Source organism: Pseudomonas sp. KUIN-1, assembly GCF_009176725.1.
Lineage (GTDB): Bacteria > Pseudomonadota > Gammaproteobacteria > Pseudomonadales > Pseudomonadaceae > Aquipseudomonas > Aquipseudomonas fragariae.
In genome coordinates this window covers 2049478-2064203 of record NZ_AP020337.1, presented here as the reverse complement: position 1 = coordinate 2064203, position 14726 = coordinate 2049478, and the positions used below count along the sequence as shown (strand labels likewise).

The window sequence follows — 14726 nt, the reverse complement described above, 5'->3', positions numbered from 1 at the left end:
TCTGTCACCGCGTGCGTCCAAGCGTGACTCCCCCAATGATGGCCTTGCGATGTTATCCGGTATTTCCCTGCTTCGAGTTCCCAACGCGCTGCGTCTGCTGGCCCTGCCGATAACCCTGATCCTGAGCCTGGCCGCCGCAACCGCCAGCGCTGCGGCGCCCGGTACGGTGCAGCGGCCGATAAGCGTGGATACCGAGAACGGCAAGCTGTACGGCACGCTGCTCATGCCGCGTTCCGACAAACCGGTGCCGGTGGTGCTGATCGTCGCCGGTTCCGGCCCCACCGACCGCGACGGCAACAACCCGGAGGGTGGACGCAACGACAGCATGAAACGCCTGGCGGTGATCCTGGCCAGCAACAATATCGCCAGCGTGCGCTACGACAAACGCGGCGTCGCGGCCAGCAAGGCGGTCACGCCGGATGAACGCAACCTGAGCGTCGAGCGCTATGTGGCCGATGTGCAGCTCTGGGCCAGAGCGCTGAAAGCCAACCCGCGCCTGGGCCAGTTGATTCTGTTGGGCCACAGCGAAGGCGCGCTGGTGGCGACGCTGGCGGCTGAAAAAGTAGGAGCAGCGGCGCTGATTTCCGTGGCCGGCACCGGGCGACCGGTGGATCAGGTGCTGCGCGAACAGTTTCAGGAGCGCCTGCCACCGGACCTGCTGCAGCGCAGCGATCAGTTGCTCGACGAACTCAAGGCCGGCAAGACCGATGACAACGTGCCCGCCGAGCTGGAAGTGGTGTTCCGCCCCAGTGTCCAGCCGTACCTGATCTCGCTGTTCCGCCAGGACCCGGCGGCGGCTTTCGGTGCCTTGCACATTCCGGCGCTGATCGTTCAGGGTCGCAACGACATTCAGGTCGGTGTGGGTGATGCGCTGCTGTTGCAGAAGGCCAAGCCGGATGCACAGCTGGCCCTGATCGACGGCATGAATCATGTGCTGCGCATCGTCCCGGACGATTTGCAGCAACAACTGCTCTCCTACCGCAATCCGACCCAGCCGCTGGCCAGTGAAGTGACCGAGCGGATCCTGAGCTTCATCAAGGCGCTGCCTCACCCGGATGCCACACCCGGGAAAAAGATCTGACGCGCGTTAGTCAAAAGCCCTTCAGTCCTGGCGAATCTGGCCGATAGCGATTTGCTGGCCCTGTGTTCCGGCACCTTAGTGTTTCGGCACCTTTATGCCCCGGCGAACGTGCTCCGGGGCAAGGCCCAGGAAAGGACACCCTTATGACAGACGCAACTACCATGACTGAAACCCCCGCAGAACCGGCCAGCGCAGAAGTCGCAGTGCCGGTGCCCCCGCAGCCGTGGGAAGACGTTCTGCCCGAAAGCTTTCAGATGCTGCGTCTGTCGCCACTGCCCACCGACCGAGCCACAGGCGGCCGCCCCCTGCGCTTCGTACAGTTTGGCCGTGCCGAGCGGCACAGCAAGGCGTTGAGCCTGCTGCGCATCACGGTGCAATTGCCAGGTCAGCGGGTGCGCAAGGAACAGAACCATCTGGATATCTGGGCCGACCACGAAAAACGCATGGTGCGCTTCGGTCCCGAGTCAGGCTTGCAGATCGAGCCATGGAACCGCGGTATCGGACGCTTCATGATTGCTCATGCGGTGCATTGGGCGCAGAAAAGATGGTCTTCCTACAAGATTGAAGGCGTGGCGCTGGCCAGCAAGGACGGTCTGAACGAAGACACACGTCTGCGTCGCGATCACTTTCTGCGCACGCTGGGCTTTGAAGTGACGTATGCCGATGCCCAGCACATGAAAGGCGCGATCAAGGATGTACACGTTGGCAACCTGCACAGCACCTGGAACAACGACAAGGTGCAGATCATCGAGATTCTCGAAGCCTCGCAGATGCTGGAAAAGGCCGAGAAAAATCTGATCGAGCAGGAAGTGACGATTCGCCAGCATGAAGACCGGGTCAGCAAATACAAGCGTGAAGACAGCGGCCTGCGCTTCACGATTGCCTGCCTGGTGACCTTCGCGGTATTCCAGGCCGGGCTGCTGATCTGGATCGCAACGCACCGATAAGAGACGCGCCGATAAAGCCGATAAAAAAGGGAGGCTGATATCAGCCTCCCTTTTGTCTCAGCCTCAGCCGCTTATCGCGGCTGTTGAGCTCAAACCTTCGACTGGAACAGTGCCTGATGGTCGCGGCACTGTTCTGCCGTGAGCATGAACACACCATGCCCGCCGCGCTGGAAGTCCAGCCAGGCGAAATCGACCTCCGGGTACAGCGCCTGCACGTGCACCTGGCTATTGCCGACCTCGACGATCAACAGGCCCTTCTCGTTCAGATGATCGGCGGCCTGGGCGAGCATGCGGCGGACCAGGTTCAGACCGTCGCTGCCACAGGCCAGCGCCAGCTCCGGCTCATGCTGATACTCGTCGGGCATATCGGCAAAGTCTTCGGCGTCCACATAGGGCGGGTTGGACACGATCAGGTCGAAGCGCTGACCCGGCAGGCCGTCGAATCCGTCGCCCTGAACGGTGTAGACGCGATCCTCCATGCCGTGACGTTCGATGTTCTGATTGGCCACTTCCAGTGCGTCGTAGGACAGGTCGGCCAGGGCCACCTCGGCTTCGGGAAACACCTCGGCGCAGGCGATACCGATGCAACCGGAGCCTGTGCACAGGTCGAGAATCCGCGCCGGCTCGTCGGCCAGCCAGGGGGCGAAACGCTCTTCGATCAGCTCGGCGATGGGCGAACGCGGGATCAAGACGCGGTCATCGACAATGAACGACATGCCACAGAACCAGGCCTCGCCCAGCAGATAAGGAGTTGGCACACGCTCATCGATGCGACGCTTGATCAAGCGTTGCAGTTCGGATATTTCATCGACTTCCATACGGCAATCCAGGTAGCTGTCGGCAATTTCCCAAGGCAGGTGCAGTGCGCCCAGCACCAGTTGCCGTGCTTCATCCCAGGCATTGTCGGTGCCATGACCGAAAAATACGTCTTCCTCGTGAAAGCGGCTGACGGCCCAGCGTATATGGTCGCGCACGGTACGCAGACGGGAAGTGATCATGGACAAACTCCTTGAAAGGCAACGAACTGCTGTAAGACGAGCCTCGGTGAACAGTCTGGTTACGAACAACGTGCATTCTTCGTACCCGATAGGCGGGGAAGTTTCCATGATTCGTCTACCGCCATCAAGGCAAACCGCCAGCCACCCCCTCCTGCAACTGCCCTGCAGGCCATAAAAACCGTGGCCTGCGATGGTTGCCATTCCCAGAACGCTTCAGCCAGAGGACAATGTCGCAAAAGCCCCACACCAAGGAGCCCGTGAATGTCCGATTTAAAGACCATGTTTCAACTCAGTGGCAGGGTGCATGCGCCCGCCCATCTGAGTAACGCGACGCTGATCATCATCGACGCGCAAAAAGAATACCTCCGCGGCCCGCTGGCCCTGACCGGCGTCAGAGAAGCCATGGCCAACATCGGCCGGCTGGTCGAGAAGGCACGTGCGGTCAAGTGCCCGATCGTTCACATCCGCCATCTGGGCACTGTGGGCGGCCCGTTCGACCCCCATGGCGAGCGCGGTGAACTGGTGCCGGAGCTGTTGCCGCAGGGCGATGAACATCTGGTCGAGAAGCGCCTGCCCAATGCCTTCAATGGCACCGGGCTGCATGAACTGCTGCAGAGTCTGGGGCACCTGGACCTGATCGTTTGTGGCTTCATGAGTCATTCGAGTATCAGCACCACGGTTCGCGCCACCAAGGACTACGGTTATCGCTGCACCCTGGTCGACGATGCCTGCGCAACCCGCGACCTGCCGAGCCCGCACGGCGTGGTCAGCGCAGAGGTCGTGCACCGAACCGAGATGGCAATCATGGCCGACAACTTCGCCACCCTGGCACTGACCAAAGATCTTGTCTGACGCGACACAGGCGAGGAAGCGTGTGACAGCGTTCACATAACCGCCCATCCTGTGCCGTCATGGATCGTCCCGGAGGCGGGAACCACCCCTCCTTCCCCGGGTCAGAGCGCCGATACTCCATTGAGCTGATACCTGTTGAGGAAAAGGCATGAAAACGTCAGATGGTTTCGATGCACGTCGCCTGCGCCCCAGGGGTCAGGGCAACTGGGGCAAACGCATCGGCACGCTGATCGCACTGCTCCTTGTGGTCGCGGGCCTGTTGCTGACGATTGCCGGTGCATCCAGCCTCACGGTTCATCCGCAGATGCTCGGTGAACTCAACGCCAGTCCCGGCGGCGCGGCGTTTGTCGCCATCGGCGGATTGCTGGTGCTGTACATGGGTGTCTGGCTATGGCGCCGCTGCCGTCGTCAGCGCAGTGCTGGCGGCTTGAGTATCTCTTCGCATCTGATGAAAAAACACAACTGACCCTCTCGCCGGACCGGTTAGAATGGCCTCCTTCGCGGAGGCCCCATGCAAGACGACGATTTTTCCCTGTTCAGAAGCGAGACACGTGGCGTCAAGCCGCTCAAGCATGAACACGCCGATGTCGGCAAACCCAAGACCGATCGAAAAATGCTGGCCCGCCTGCGCCAGTCGGCGACCTTGCGCACCGACTCGGTGACCGTCGACGGCTTGTCGGATCAATTCGTGATCGACGTCGGTCCTGAAGATGTTCTGAGCTGGTCGCGTGACGGTGTGCAGGAAGGTCAGATGCGCAAGCTCAAACTCGGGCAGATCAGCTTCGAGGGCAGCCTGGACCTGCATGGCATGAGCGTGGAAGTGGCGCGCGAGACGCTGTGGGAATATCTGGCTGAAGCAACCCGTCTGGAAATACGCTGCGTACGCGTCACCCATGGCAAGGCGGTACGCCTGGACGGCAAGCGGCCGATGATCAAGAGCCACGTCAACACCTGGCTGCGTCAGCATTCGCAGGTACTGGGCTTTTGCTCCTGCCTGGCCAAACATGGCGGTGCAGGTGCGGTGTACGTGATCCTCAGGCGCACCATGATGGAAGGGCGCGACGAGTAGAACCCGCCGCGCCCTTCCAGTCAGTCAGACTCGTCGTCGGGCTGCATGTTGCCGCCCCGCTGGTGACTCAGCGACCCGGGCCAGGACCGCCAGGACCAGGACCACCGCCCTCATGATGCCCGCCACCGCCGCCATGTCCGCCCGGACCAGGCCAGAACGGCCAGCAACCGGAAACCGACGACAGTACAATCGCGAACAACGCTATTTTTGCTACTCGACTCAACATCCGGGTTTACTCTCTAGACAGGCAATGGATTGATGACCTGCCTACTCAGACCGCAATGGACCTCGGAAGTGGGTAGCGATCTGGTCGCCAACGTGTAAGCGAGAGGATACAAAAGCTGTAAAAGCGGATTTTTCAGGGCAAACAAAACAACAGCCAGCCAGACACAAAAAAGCCATACGACTTTGGACCTGACTCAGGCGACTAACTGCCCTGACATAGCTATCGCAGGCCTTCAGAACCAGACCTTGAATGCAAGCCATGAAAAAACCAGAGCAAATACTGCACCGGATGCAGCAGACACCAGAACGTTTCGTGGTTCATGGGCAGGCATGTTGCGGACCTCGTTGCCCAACTGCTCGAGGTCTTCGCGCATCCGCTTTATGACTTGATCGTGACTCATACTCATCTTCTCTCGAAATGCCGATTCATGCGTTGCGTACACACTTTCGCTTGGTCCAGCCTGAATCTCAAGCGCTGCAAGTCGCTGTCCGCTACTGGATACTGGCTGCCTGGAGCTTGTGAATGAAAGCGGCAGCAGTAACGATTACGGTGATCAACCCACCAGCCGCCACGAATGGATAAAAGCTCGTTTCGCGCTGGAGCTTATTGGTCTCTGCGATCATTTTTCGTGCCTCAGCCACAAACTTGTGAACCTCAGCCTGGAGTTTCTCAAGTTCCAGCTCGTCCTTTTGACTCGGCATCCAACCTCCTATCAGAGTCTGACCTTAATCTCACAAGCCGCCTTCATGAAGCAAGGATACGCTTCAGATCTGCTTTGCAAACGCTTGAAAAAGCTACGACATATGTCATTCCAGCACTCCAATCAAGGCAACAGAAACGCATGTCGGAGAGCCCAAGCCAAAACACATGCTCCCTGCATTCGCTTTTCTGCGGCTCTGAAAAGCACCTGGCTATAGCGCAATGCAGGGCAAAGTCTAAAAACCGGCGCTGATTGCGAAAGCATTACGAGGCCACGGCAGTACAACTGCGAGCACACCTACGCTAACATGTGCCCAATCGCCGGGATAAACCTCGCTTTCATCGCCAATCGACGAGATCCGCAGGTTACGTATGCGCAATCGCCCAACTCCACTGGAGCGGGATCGGCAAACGGGACACCAGCTCGATTGGTAAAAAATCGGTACAGACCCAAACGTACCGCTCTGAAACCTATACGGAATCACCCTCTGTGACACTGGAACAGAATTACACCGCCATCCTCGGGCAACTGGGCGAGGACGTCTCGCGCGAAGGTCTGCTGGACACCCCCAAGCGCGCCGCCAAGGCCATGCAGTATCTGTGTCGCGGTTACACGCAGACCCTGGAAGAAGTGACCAACGGCGCGCTGTTCAGCTCCGATGCCAGTGAAATGGTGATGGTCAAGGACATCGAGCTGTACTCGCTGTGCGAGCACCATCTGCTGCCGTTCATTGGCAAGGCACATGTGGCCTACATCCCGCAGGGCAAGGTGCTTGGCTTGTCGAAAGTGGCGCGTATCGTCGACATGTATGCCCGCCGTCTGCAGATCCAGGAAAACCTCAGCCGCCAGATCGCCGAAGCCATCCAGCAGGTCACCGGCGCGCTGGGCGTTGCGGTGGTGATCGAAGCCAAGCACATGTGCATGATGATGCGTGGCGTCGAGAAGCAGAACTCGGCCATGATCACCTCGGTGATGCTGGGCGAATTCCGTGAAAACGCGGCCACCCGCAGTGAGTTTCTCAGCCTGATCAAGTGATCGTTCAGCCTGCGTTCACCTGCCGTGAGGCACGCTGAACGCACGGCTGGGCACGCCACCGCCCGCAAGAGGTATGACCTTGTTCATGAAAGCGTTAAGAGTCGGCCTCGGCCAACTCGTCATCGGCATCGATTTCCTGACTCGCCCGAGCAGGAAGAAACGTGATCCGCAGGCCCAGGCGGCTGTCGCTGAAGCGGCTCAGAACCTGACGCTGTATCAGTTCCATGCCTGCCCGTTCTGTGTGAAGACGCGTCGCGCCCTGCGCCGCCTTAATGTTCCGGTCGCGTTGCGCGATGCGAAAAACAACGAGCTTGATCGCCAGACCCTGCTCAACGAGGGCGGCAGGATCAAGGTGCCTTGCCTGCGCATCGAGGAAGGTGACAAAACCGTATGGATGTATGAATCCAAGGTGATCATCGACTACCTGAACCAGCGCTTCGGCGCGATCTGACCGCCGTTTGCCCGGCGCCTCTCAGCGCGGGCAACCTTCCGCGCGACAGGCCACATAGGCTTGCAGCTGCTTCAGTCGTACGCGGGTCTGCTCGGCCAGGCATTGCGACTGCAGCAAGGGCCAGATAGAGCCTGAATCCTCGGGCTTGCCCGTCTGATACAGGCAATCGGCGTCACGCAGGGCTATCCACTTTCGTTGCGCATCCTTGAGTGCCTGCTTTTTCGCCGGGGTCTTCAACCACGCCATCTGCGCGTTGTACTGCTTGTTGAGATCGGCATCGAGCGCTGCCTGCTCATTGGCAGCGCAGCGGTTCATGCTGGCCTGATTGGCGTCGCAGTCCTCGGCCTGGGCCGAGCAGCCGATACCCAGCGCAATGAAAGCACCCAGCAGTACGATTGGAACGCGCATACATTTCCCTTTGTTCAAATGACGGATGTGTCAGTCCAGCATACCGATGTAACCCGGCTGTGCCTTGACCCGATCCAGCCAACGGCGGATCCCGGTGTAGGGTGCCAGATCGAAACCGCCCTGATGCGCGACGTGGGTGTAGGCATACAAGGCAATGTCGGCGATGGAAAAATTCTCGCCGACCAGAAACGGCGTACGGTCGAGCTGCTGCTCCATCACCGCCAGTGCGCGATAGCCGGCCTTCTGCATGGCCCGATACTCGGTCATGCGTTCGGCCGGCAAGCCCAGATAGAACTGGATGAAACGGGCCACCGCAACCGACGGCTCATGGCTGTATTGTTCGAAGAACTGCCACTGCAGCACCTGGGTACGCAGCCTGGGTTCGCTCGGCAGGTACGAAGAGCCGTCAGCCAGAAAGTTGAGAATCGCATTGGACTCCCACAGGCAAGTGCCGTCTTCCAGCTCCAGCACCGGAATCTTGCCGTTGGGGTTCTTTTCCAGAAACGCCGGGGTCTGGGTTTCGCCGCTGAGAATATCCACCGGCACCCACTCGTACTCGCTGCCCAGCAGGTTAAGCATCAGCTTGACCTTGTAGCAGTTGCCCGAGTTGTAATCGCCATAAACCTTGTACATCAGACTGCTCCCTTGCTGCATCTATATTGACGTCTTGAATCAGGCGGCCTGCAGAAGGTGTGCTGCGCGGACCACCGACGCCAGTCGTTTTATACCCTCATCGAGCCGTGCAGGGTCGATATGGCTGAAATTGAGCCGCAAGTGACCGTGATTGGCGTCCGGATCGGCAAAGAAAGGTTCGCCCGGCATGAACGCCACATCGTGCGCCAGCGCTGTATCCAGCAAGGTGCGCGTGTCCAGCGGCTGCTTCAGCGTCAACCAGAAGAACAGTCCGCCTTGCGGGCTGTTCCAGGTGGCCAGGTCGGAAAAATGCGTTTGCAAGGCACTTTCGAACGCATCACGACGGCCCCGGTAAAACTCGCACAGCGTCACCAGATGCTCACGATAGTGCTCAGTACCAATCCACTGCAAGGCCTGCCACTGGCCGAGGCGATTGGTATGCAGATCGGCCGACTGTTTCAGACGCAGCAAGTGCGGAAACAGATCGGGGCTGGCGATCAGATAGCCGACCCGCAGGCCTGGCAGCAGCGTCTTGGAAACCGTACCGGTGTAAATCCAGCTGGCCGTCTTCAGACCGCTGACAATCGGCCTGGCACTGCCGCCGTCAAAGCTCAGTTCACGATACGGCTCGTCCTCGATCAACGTGACACCGAACTCGTCGAGCAAGGCCGCAACGGCATCGCGACTGGCCTGGCTGTAGCGCACCGCCGAGGGGTTCTGGAACGTCGGGATGAGGTAGGCGAAGGCTGGCTTGTGCTGTTCCAGACGCTGACGCATGGCCAGCAGGTCCGGGCCTTCGGCCTGTAGCGGCACGGTGATGCAGTCGGCGCCGAACAGCTGGAATATCTGCAGCGCCGCCAGATAAGTAGGCGCCTCGAGGAGAATTTCGGTGCCCTTGTCGATGTACAGCTTGGCCGCCAGGTCCAGTGTCTGCTGAGAACCGCTGACCACCATGACCTGACGGGCATCGCAGTCGATACCCAGGGCGCGAGCATCGGCGGCCAGCACTTCGCGCAGCGCAGGTTCGCCCTCGCTCATGCCGTACTGGCCCAGCGCAACAGGCATGTCGGCCCACTCCACTTTGGGCAGCATCGACTCGGCGGGCAGACCACCGGCGAACGACATCACTTCCGGACGCTGAGCGGCGGCGAGGATCTCGCGAATCAGAGAACTTTTCAGACGGGAAACGCGTTCGGAGAAAGCCATGGCAGTTACCTGTAGCCGAGACAATTGGAAATACGTCAAACTGATTGACTCAAATTACGACGATCAACCCGGATACGTCAACATGCTTGACCTTAAAAAACCCGCCAATCAACAAATGGCTATGGAAGCCTTCTTCTTCGGCTATCAGGCATTCACTGCCAAGGCTGATGAAATGCTGGCCAGACGCGGCTTCAGTCGCGTGCACCAGCGCATCGTATTTTTCATCGCCCGTTACCCCGGCCTGAGCGTCAAGGAGCTGCTCACCGTATTGGGCGTCAGCAAACAGGCCCTCAATGCTCCGCTGCGCCAGCTGATCGCCATGAACCTGGTGCACAGCGCGGCCCCCGAAAATGACAAGCGCAAACGACTGCTGGGCCTTACCGATGAAGGCGCCCTTTTTGAACAGGGCTTGCGTCGCGAACAGGTCAAACTGCTGCAGCGGGTGTTCGCCGAAGCGGGTCAGGATGCCGTGGACGGCTGGCTGATGGTCAATCGGGCGCTGGGGCAGACCCTGCAGTCCGGCGCTTGCCCGGCCGGGGCTGACGCCGAGTAAACGCCACGGCTGCAACTGTGCTGGCGTTTACTCGTGTCGCTGTATTGCAAGGCCGGGCAGCCATGCGTTTAGGCTTGGCGCCCTTTGCTACCTGCCCGCTTCAAGGAACGCCCAGCATGAACCAATCCCTCAAGGTGCCATTGCGCCCGCTGACAGACTCATCGCCGTCGGCGGTGGTTGCCGGTTTCATCGCCATGATGACCGGCTGCACCAGTTCGCTGGTGCTGATGTTCCAGGCGGGCCAGGCGGCAGGGCTGAGCAGCGTGCAGATTTCATCCTGGCTGTGGGCGCTGTTCATGGGCATGGCGGTGTGCAGCATCGGCCTCTCGCTGCGCTACCGCATGCCGATTACCGTGGCGTGGTCGACACCCGGCGCCGCCCTGCTGATCACCAGCCTGGGCGGCGTCAGCTACCCACAGGCCATTGGCGCGTTCATCACCAGCGCGCTGCTGGTGATTCTGTGCGGGGTGACTGGCAGTTTCGAGCGCATCGTGCGGCGCCTCCCAGCCTCGCTGGCCGCGGCCTTGCTGGCAGGGATTCTGTTCCGGATCGGCAGCGAGATCTTTATTGCCGCCCAGCACCACACCAGCCTGGTGCTGGGCATGTTTTTCACTTATCTGCTGGTCAAACGTCTGTCGCCGCGCTACTCGGTGCTGCTCGCGCTGCTGGTCGGTATCGGCATCTCCGGCCTGCTGGGCTTGCTGAACTTTGACGGCCTGGCGCTGGAAGTCGCCATACCGGTCTGGACCACGCCCGAGTTTTCATGGGCGGCGACGGTCAGCATCGGCATTCCGCTGTTCGTGGTGGCCATGACCTCGCAGAACATGCCCGGTGTGGCCGTGTTGCGAGCCGACGGCTACTACCCGCCTACCTCGCCGCTGATATCGGTGACCGGCTTCGCTTCATTGCTCACAGCGCCATTTGGCTGCCACGGGATCAATCTGGCGGCGATCAGTGCCGCCATCTGTACCTGCCCTCATGCCCATGAGGACAAATCAAAACGCTATACAGCGGCGATCTGGTGCGGGATTTTCTATGCGATAGCCGGCATTTTCGGTGCAACCCTGGCGGGTCTGTTCAGTGCGTTCCCCAAGGAACTGATGCTCTCGATTGCCGCACTGGCGCTGCTCGGATCGATCATCAATGGCCTGACTGTTGCGATGGCCGAACCGAGGGAGCGCGAACCCGCCTTGATCACCTTCATGGTGACCGCTTCGGGACTGACGCTGTTCTCCATAGGCTCGGCATTCTGGGGCATCGTCGCAGGCTTGCTGACCTTGCTGATCCTGAACACACGCAAGACCGATTAGGCCAGCCGCCAGCAGCACGACAGAGACATCAGCTACGCGCGGCGGGGGCTACCAGCAGAGTTCCGGCGTCGGCATCGAGTATCGCCTGAGTGCCCAGTGGCACGGCCTGATTGGGATTTCCATGCCCTACAGGCACACCGCCGAGCACCGGAATGCCAAGACTGCCCAGCCGCTCCATCAGCACATCGGCGGGGCTGATGGTGCGGCCAGTGTTCGCGGCAGGGGTAAATTCGCCGACGGCAATGCCGGCCAGAGACGCAAGAATCCCGCAGTTGCCCAGGTGGGTGAGCATGCGGTCGACCCGGTAGGCAGGTTCGTTGACCTCTTCGATGAGCAGGATCGCACCGCTCAGGTCGGGCATGAACGGCGTACCCACAGAGGTATCGAGGATGCACAGGTTGCCGCCCAACAGCAGGCCCTGTGCGCTGCCAGCGGTTCTGACCCTGGCAGTTGGCGAGGCCGGATCAGCCTTGAGCAGGACCGGCTCGGTGCTCATCAGCACATGGCGCATACCGCTGACGAACAGGCCGCCACGTTCCAGCTGCGAAGCGACCGGCCCATGAATGGTCGCCAGGCGCGCGTGGTTCCAAAGCGCACCGTGCAACGCGGTGATATCGGAAAAGCCGGTCACCAGCTTGGGGTCACGACGCACCGCGTCCATATCCACCTGCTGGACAATCCTTTGCACGCCATAACCACCGCGAGTGCACAGGACCGCACGGATTTCCGGATCGGCCAGCGCGGCGTTGAGGTCGGCGAGCCGCTGTTCATCGGTCCCGGAATAGAACGAGTAGCTGCCCAGCGCATGCGGATAGACCCGAGGACGCAACCCCCACCCCTCAAGCACCGCCACCGCCGCCTGGATCTTGCCGGGGTCCACAGGCCCTGCCGGAGACACCAGCGCAACGGCGTCGCCAGGTCGCAGAGCCCGGGGGTGGAGAGTGTTCGAAGAGGTAGCAGGCATGATGTCTTCCAAGTGTTGATCGAACAAGGAATCTAGAGCACTGAGGGTGGGCGACTCAAGCCATATCCGTCGTCAGAATGTTTCATTCGCAGATCCGTCTGAACGCCAGTGGCGCAACGTACTCCTATCAACCACATGGATCAAACGGCATTCGCTGGGTGATCGCTTCTTGCCCGAATGGCGCGATGAGCGTTTGAATCCATTCTTGAACCCTTTTCAGGAGACCCTGCCATGACCGATCTTTCCAACCGCCAGTTCCTGCTCGCCAAGCGCCCTTCGGGCGATGCGCGCCGTGAAGACTTCACCTATCAGGAAGTCCCGGTCAGCGCACTTGCCGACGGGCAGATTCTGGTCAGGAGCAAATACCTGTCACTGGACCCGGCAATGCGTGGCTGGATGAATGAGGGCAAATCCTACATTCCAGCCGTAGAGCTGGGCGAAGTGATGCGTGCCATCGGCGTGGGTGAAGTAATAGAATCGAAAAACCCCAAGTTCGCTGTAGGTGACCATGTTCAGGGACGCCTGGGCGTGCAGGACTACTTTGCCGGTGAACCGAAGGGCTTCTACAAGGTGGACACCAACCTTGCGCCCCTGCCCCTTTATCTATCGGCACTGGGCATGACCGGCATGACCGCCTACCTGGCGCTGCTGGACGTCGGCCAACCGAAAAGCGGTGACACCGTGGTGATTTCCGGTGCGGCTGGCGCTGTCGGCAGCATCGCCGGGCAGATTGCCAAGCTCAAGGGCTGCCGTGTGGTCGGCATCGCGGGAGGCACGGCAAAATGCCGTCTGCTGACCGAGGAGCTGGGCTTTGACGCAGCCATCGACTACAAATCCGAAGACGTCATGGACGGTCTGAAACGCCACTGCCCGGATGGTGTGAACGTGTACTTCGACAACGTCGGTGGCGACATCCTCGATGCGGCGCTCAGCCAGCTGGCGGTCGGCGCTCGTGTGGTGATCTGTGGTGCCATCAGCCAGTACAACAGCACCAAGGCGATCAAAGGCCCGGCCAACTACATGTCGCTGCTGGTCAACCGCGCTCGCATGGAAGGCTTCATCGTACTGGACCATCCGGAACGCTATGCAGAAGCGGGTCAGGTCATGGCCGGCTGGATCAAGGAAGGCAAGCTCAAGAGCAAGGAGCACATCGTAGAAGGCCTCGAGACGTTCCCGGAGACCTTCCAGATGCTGTTCAGCGGCGAGAATCAGGGCAAGCTGATCCTGAAAGTGGAATAAACCCACGGGCTTTTCGCAGCGTCACAGCTCTTCGCCACTCTGTGGGTAGAGCCGTGATGTTACGCATCCATCTACTCAAGCCAGCTCCGCAACCACCGCCGCCAGGGCCTTCGCCGGATCAGCCGCCTGGCTGATCGGGCGGCCGATGACGAGGTAGTCAGAGCCTGCATCCAGTGCCTGACGAGGGGTCAGGATACGGCGCTGATCGTCCTGCGCACTGCCCGCCGGACGGATGCCGGGCGTCACCAGTTGCAACGACGGGTGAGCGGCTTTCAGGGCCTGCGCTTCCAGTGCCGAGCAGACCAGACCATCCATTCCGGCCTTCCCGGCCAGAGCCGCAAGGCGCAGCACCTGTACCTGCGGGTCGATGTCCAGGCCGATACCGGCCAGGTCTTCACGTTCCATGCTGGTCAGAACGGTCACGCCGATCAGCAACGGCTGTGGACCGGTGCGCTGCTCAAGCACTTCCCGACAGGCCGCCATCATGCGCAAGCCGCCCGAGCAGTGCACATTGACCATCCACACGCCCATCTCGGCCGCCGCCTTGACCGCCATCGCCGTGGTGTTGGGGATGTCGTGGAATTTGAGATCCAGAAACACTTCGAAGCCCCTGTGGCGCAGGGTCTCGACGATGTCGGCCGCGCAACTGGTGAACAGTTCCTTGCCGACCTTGACCCTGCACAGTTTGGGGTCGAGCTGATCAGCCAGGCGCAAGGCGGCTTCGCGGGTCGGAAAATCCAGGGCGACGATGACAGGAGTCTGGCAGGCGGACATGAGCGTGGTCTCAGGTAAGTCGAAATCGGCGCGCATTGTAGCCGAACCGGCGCACAGGCGGGACCCATCGATCGGCATTTGCCCGAACAGCGTCCTGAGACTTCTGAATTCCATGCACCCCTGGCGGTCATCGCCGCACCAAACCGGACCAAACCTGTACAACGAGTTGAATCGATTCACCCTGACGTTCTGTAAACGACCCGTTTTGAAGCATCACGACAGTGATCCGTGCACTGGCACGGCCTCTGCAACAGGATGTTTCAACGTTTATCGAATCCCA

18 protein-coding genes are annotated in these 14726 nt (G+C 60.3%); 10 read left to right on the top strand and 8 right to left on the bottom strand.

Annotated elements, in window-relative coordinates; translation table 11 throughout:
* Positions 1 to 49: 49 nt before the first annotated feature.
* Positions 50 to 1081, top strand: coding sequence for an alpha/beta hydrolase (locus KUIN1_RS09690; RefSeq protein ID WP_011267282.1), 1032 nt, complete (start codon positions 50 to 52; stop codon positions 1079 to 1081).
* Between the two features lie 143 nt (positions 1082 to 1224).
* The gene (locus KUIN1_RS09685; RefSeq protein ID WP_024642073.1) at positions 1225 to 2028 is read left to right on the top strand and encodes a hypothetical protein; all 804 of its coding nucleotides are present in this window, start codon (positions 1225 to 1227) and stop codon (positions 2026 to 2028) included.
* A gap of 89 nt (positions 2029 to 2117) precedes the next feature.
* Here KUIN1_RS09685 and prmB read toward each other — a convergent pair whose 3' ends face one another.
* A complete protein-coding gene (prmB, locus tag KUIN1_RS09680) occupies positions 2118 to 3026 on the bottom strand; it encodes a 50S ribosomal protein L3 N(5)-glutamine methyltransferase (RefSeq protein WP_024651614.1) in 909 nt (302 codons plus the stop codon).
* A gap of 261 nt (positions 3027 to 3287) precedes the next feature.
* On the opposite strand from prmB, the gene KUIN1_RS09675 reads away from it, so the two are divergent.
* From KUIN1_RS09675 to KUIN1_RS09665, 3 genes are all read left to right on the top strand, one after another.
* The gene (locus tag KUIN1_RS09675) at positions 3288 to 3878 is read left to right on the top strand and encodes a cysteine hydrolase family protein (RefSeq protein ID WP_003315142.1); all 591 of its coding nucleotides are present in this window, start codon (positions 3288 to 3290) and stop codon (positions 3876 to 3878) included.
* Positions 3879 to 4026: 148 nt separating this feature from the next.
* Complete coding sequence (locus KUIN1_RS09670) at positions 4027 to 4344, top strand: hypothetical protein (protein ID WP_003405796.1); 318 nt, start codon at positions 4027 to 4029, stop codon at positions 4342 to 4344.
* 45 nt (positions 4345 to 4389) lie between these two features.
* A complete protein-coding gene (locus tag KUIN1_RS09665) occupies positions 4390 to 4947 on the top strand; it encodes a Smr/MutS family protein (protein WP_058822463.1) in 558 nt (185 codons plus the stop codon).
* 458 nt (positions 4948 to 5405) lie between these two features.
* Here KUIN1_RS09665 and KUIN1_RS27635 read toward each other — a convergent pair whose 3' ends face one another.
* Complete coding sequence (locus KUIN1_RS27635; protein ID WP_003405800.1) at positions 5406 to 5573, bottom strand: hypothetical protein; 168 nt, start codon at positions 5571 to 5573, stop codon at positions 5406 to 5408.
* 91 nt (positions 5574 to 5664) lie between these two features.
* Positions 5665 to 5874, bottom strand: coding sequence for a hypothetical protein (locus KUIN1_RS27630; protein ID WP_003343114.1), 210 nt, complete (start codon positions 5872 to 5874; stop codon positions 5665 to 5667).
* A 488-nt stretch (positions 5875 to 6362) separates the two neighbouring features.
* Here KUIN1_RS27630 and folE point away from each other — a divergent pair, with 488 nt between their 5' ends.
* The gene (folE, locus tag KUIN1_RS09650; protein WP_003343112.1) at positions 6363 to 6908 is read left to right on the top strand and encodes a GTP cyclohydrolase I FolE; all 546 of its coding nucleotides are present in this window, start codon (positions 6363 to 6365) and stop codon (positions 6906 to 6908) included.
* 73 nt (positions 6909 to 6981) lie between these two features.
* The gene (locus KUIN1_RS09645) at positions 6982 to 7359 is read left to right on the top strand and encodes a glutaredoxin family protein (RefSeq protein ID WP_003405811.1); all 378 of its coding nucleotides are present in this window, start codon (positions 6982 to 6984) and stop codon (positions 7357 to 7359) included.
* Positions 7360 to 7380: 21 nt separating this feature from the next.
* Here KUIN1_RS09645 and KUIN1_RS09640 read toward each other — a convergent pair whose 3' ends face one another.
* From KUIN1_RS09640 to KUIN1_RS09630, 3 genes are read right to left on the bottom strand one after another with little or no spacing between them, the layout of a single operon-like run.
* Positions 7381 to 7767 carry a lysozyme inhibitor LprI family protein gene (locus KUIN1_RS09640; protein WP_011267277.1) on the bottom strand — a complete coding sequence of 129 codons (387 nt, stop codon included), beginning with the start codon at positions 7765 to 7767 and terminating at the stop codon, positions 7381 to 7383.
* A 30-nt stretch (positions 7768 to 7797) separates the two neighbouring features.
* On the bottom strand, positions 7798 to 8400 hold the full coding sequence (locus KUIN1_RS09635; RefSeq protein ID WP_104652953.1) for a glutathione S-transferase family protein: 603 nt from the start codon (positions 8398 to 8400) through the stop codon (positions 7798 to 7800).
* Positions 8401 to 8439: 39 nt separating this feature from the next.
* A complete protein-coding gene (locus tag KUIN1_RS09630) occupies positions 8440 to 9606 on the bottom strand; it encodes an aminotransferase-like domain-containing protein (protein ID WP_103378557.1) in 1167 nt (388 codons plus the stop codon).
* Positions 9607 to 9688: 82 nt separating this feature from the next.
* Between KUIN1_RS09630 and KUIN1_RS09625 the strand changes: the two genes are divergently transcribed.
* Together KUIN1_RS09625 and KUIN1_RS09620 are read left to right on the top strand one after the other, a co-directional pair.
* Positions 9689 to 10159 carry a MarR family transcriptional regulator gene (locus tag KUIN1_RS09625; RefSeq protein ID WP_003405819.1) on the top strand — a complete coding sequence of 157 codons (471 nt, stop codon included), beginning with the start codon at positions 9689 to 9691 and terminating at the stop codon, positions 10157 to 10159.
* Between the two features lie 116 nt (positions 10160 to 10275).
* Positions 10276 to 11469, top strand: coding sequence for a benzoate/H(+) symporter BenE family transporter (locus KUIN1_RS09620; RefSeq protein WP_116830979.1), 1194 nt, complete (start codon positions 10276 to 10278; stop codon positions 11467 to 11469).
* A 28-nt stretch (positions 11470 to 11497) separates the two neighbouring features.
* On the opposite strand, the gene KUIN1_RS09615 is transcribed toward KUIN1_RS09620, so the two are convergent.
* Positions 11498 to 12433 carry a S66 peptidase family protein gene (locus KUIN1_RS09615; RefSeq protein ID WP_058399297.1) on the bottom strand — a complete coding sequence of 312 codons (936 nt, stop codon included), beginning with the start codon at positions 12431 to 12433 and terminating at the stop codon, positions 11498 to 11500.
* A 231-nt stretch (positions 12434 to 12664) separates the two neighbouring features.
* Here KUIN1_RS09615 and KUIN1_RS09610 point away from each other — a divergent pair, with 231 nt between their 5' ends.
* Positions 12665 to 13672, top strand: coding sequence for an NADP-dependent oxidoreductase (locus KUIN1_RS09610; RefSeq protein ID WP_024643170.1), 1008 nt, complete (start codon positions 12665 to 12667; stop codon positions 13670 to 13672).
* A gap of 75 nt (positions 13673 to 13747) precedes the next feature.
* Here KUIN1_RS09610 and pyrF read toward each other — a convergent pair whose 3' ends face one another.
* A complete protein-coding gene (gene pyrF, locus KUIN1_RS09605; RefSeq protein ID WP_024643169.1) occupies positions 13748 to 14446 on the bottom strand; it encodes an orotidine-5'-phosphate decarboxylase in 699 nt (232 codons plus the stop codon).
* Positions 14447 to 14726 lie beyond the last annotated feature (280 nt).

Coding starts and splice junctions, on each gene's coding strand:
- KUIN1_RS09640 (WP_011267277.1), bottom strand. CDS start 7,767: ATGCGCGTTCCAATCGTACTGCTGGGTGCTTTCATTGCGCTGGGTATC.
- KUIN1_RS09685 (WP_024642073.1), top strand. CDS start 1,225: ATGACAGACGCAACTACCATGACTGAAACCCCCGCAGAACCGGCCAGC.
- KUIN1_RS09635 (WP_104652953.1), bottom strand. CDS start 8,400: ATGTACAAGGTTTATGGCGATTACAACTCGGGCAACTGCTACAAGGTC.
- KUIN1_RS09675 (WP_003315142.1), top strand. CDS start 3,288: ATGTCCGATTTAAAGACCATGTTTCAACTCAGTGGCAGGGTGCATGCG.
- KUIN1_RS09630 (WP_103378557.1), bottom strand. CDS start 9,606: ATGGCTTTCTCCGAACGCGTTTCCCGTCTGAAAAGTTCTCTGATTCGC.
- KUIN1_RS09645 (WP_003405811.1), top strand. CDS start 6,982: ATGACCTTGTTCATGAAAGCGTTAAGAGTCGGCCTCGGCCAACTCGTC.
- KUIN1_RS27635 (WP_003405800.1), bottom strand. CDS start 5,573: ATGAGTCACGATCAAGTCATAAAGCGGATGCGCGAAGACCTCGAGCAG.
- pyrF (WP_024643169.1), bottom strand. CDS start 14,446: ATGTCCGCCTGCCAGACTCCTGTCATCGTCGCCCTGGATTTTCCGACC.
- KUIN1_RS09620 (WP_116830979.1), top strand. CDS start 10,276: ATGAACCAATCCCTCAAGGTGCCATTGCGCCCGCTGACAGACTCATCG.
- KUIN1_RS09610 (WP_024643170.1), top strand. CDS start 12,665: ATGACCGATCTTTCCAACCGCCAGTTCCTGCTCGCCAAGCGCCCTTCG.
- KUIN1_RS27630 (WP_003343114.1), bottom strand. CDS start 5,874: ATGCCGAGTCAAAAGGACGAGCTGGAACTTGAGAAACTCCAGGCTGAG.
- KUIN1_RS09670 (WP_003405796.1), top strand. CDS start 4,027: ATGAAAACGTCAGATGGTTTCGATGCACGTCGCCTGCGCCCCAGGGGT.
- KUIN1_RS09665 (WP_058822463.1), top strand. CDS start 4,390: ATGCAAGACGACGATTTTTCCCTGTTCAGAAGCGAGACACGTGGCGTC.
- prmB (WP_024651614.1), bottom strand. CDS start 3,026: ATGATCACTTCCCGTCTGCGTACCGTGCGCGACCATATACGCTGGGCC.
- KUIN1_RS09625 (WP_003405819.1), top strand. CDS start 9,689: ATGCTTGACCTTAAAAAACCCGCCAATCAACAAATGGCTATGGAAGCC.
- KUIN1_RS09615 (WP_058399297.1), bottom strand. CDS start 12,433: ATGCCTGCTACCTCTTCGAACACTCTCCACCCCCGGGCTCTGCGACCT.
- KUIN1_RS09690 (WP_011267282.1), top strand. CDS start 50: ATGTTATCCGGTATTTCCCTGCTTCGAGTTCCCAACGCGCTGCGTCTG.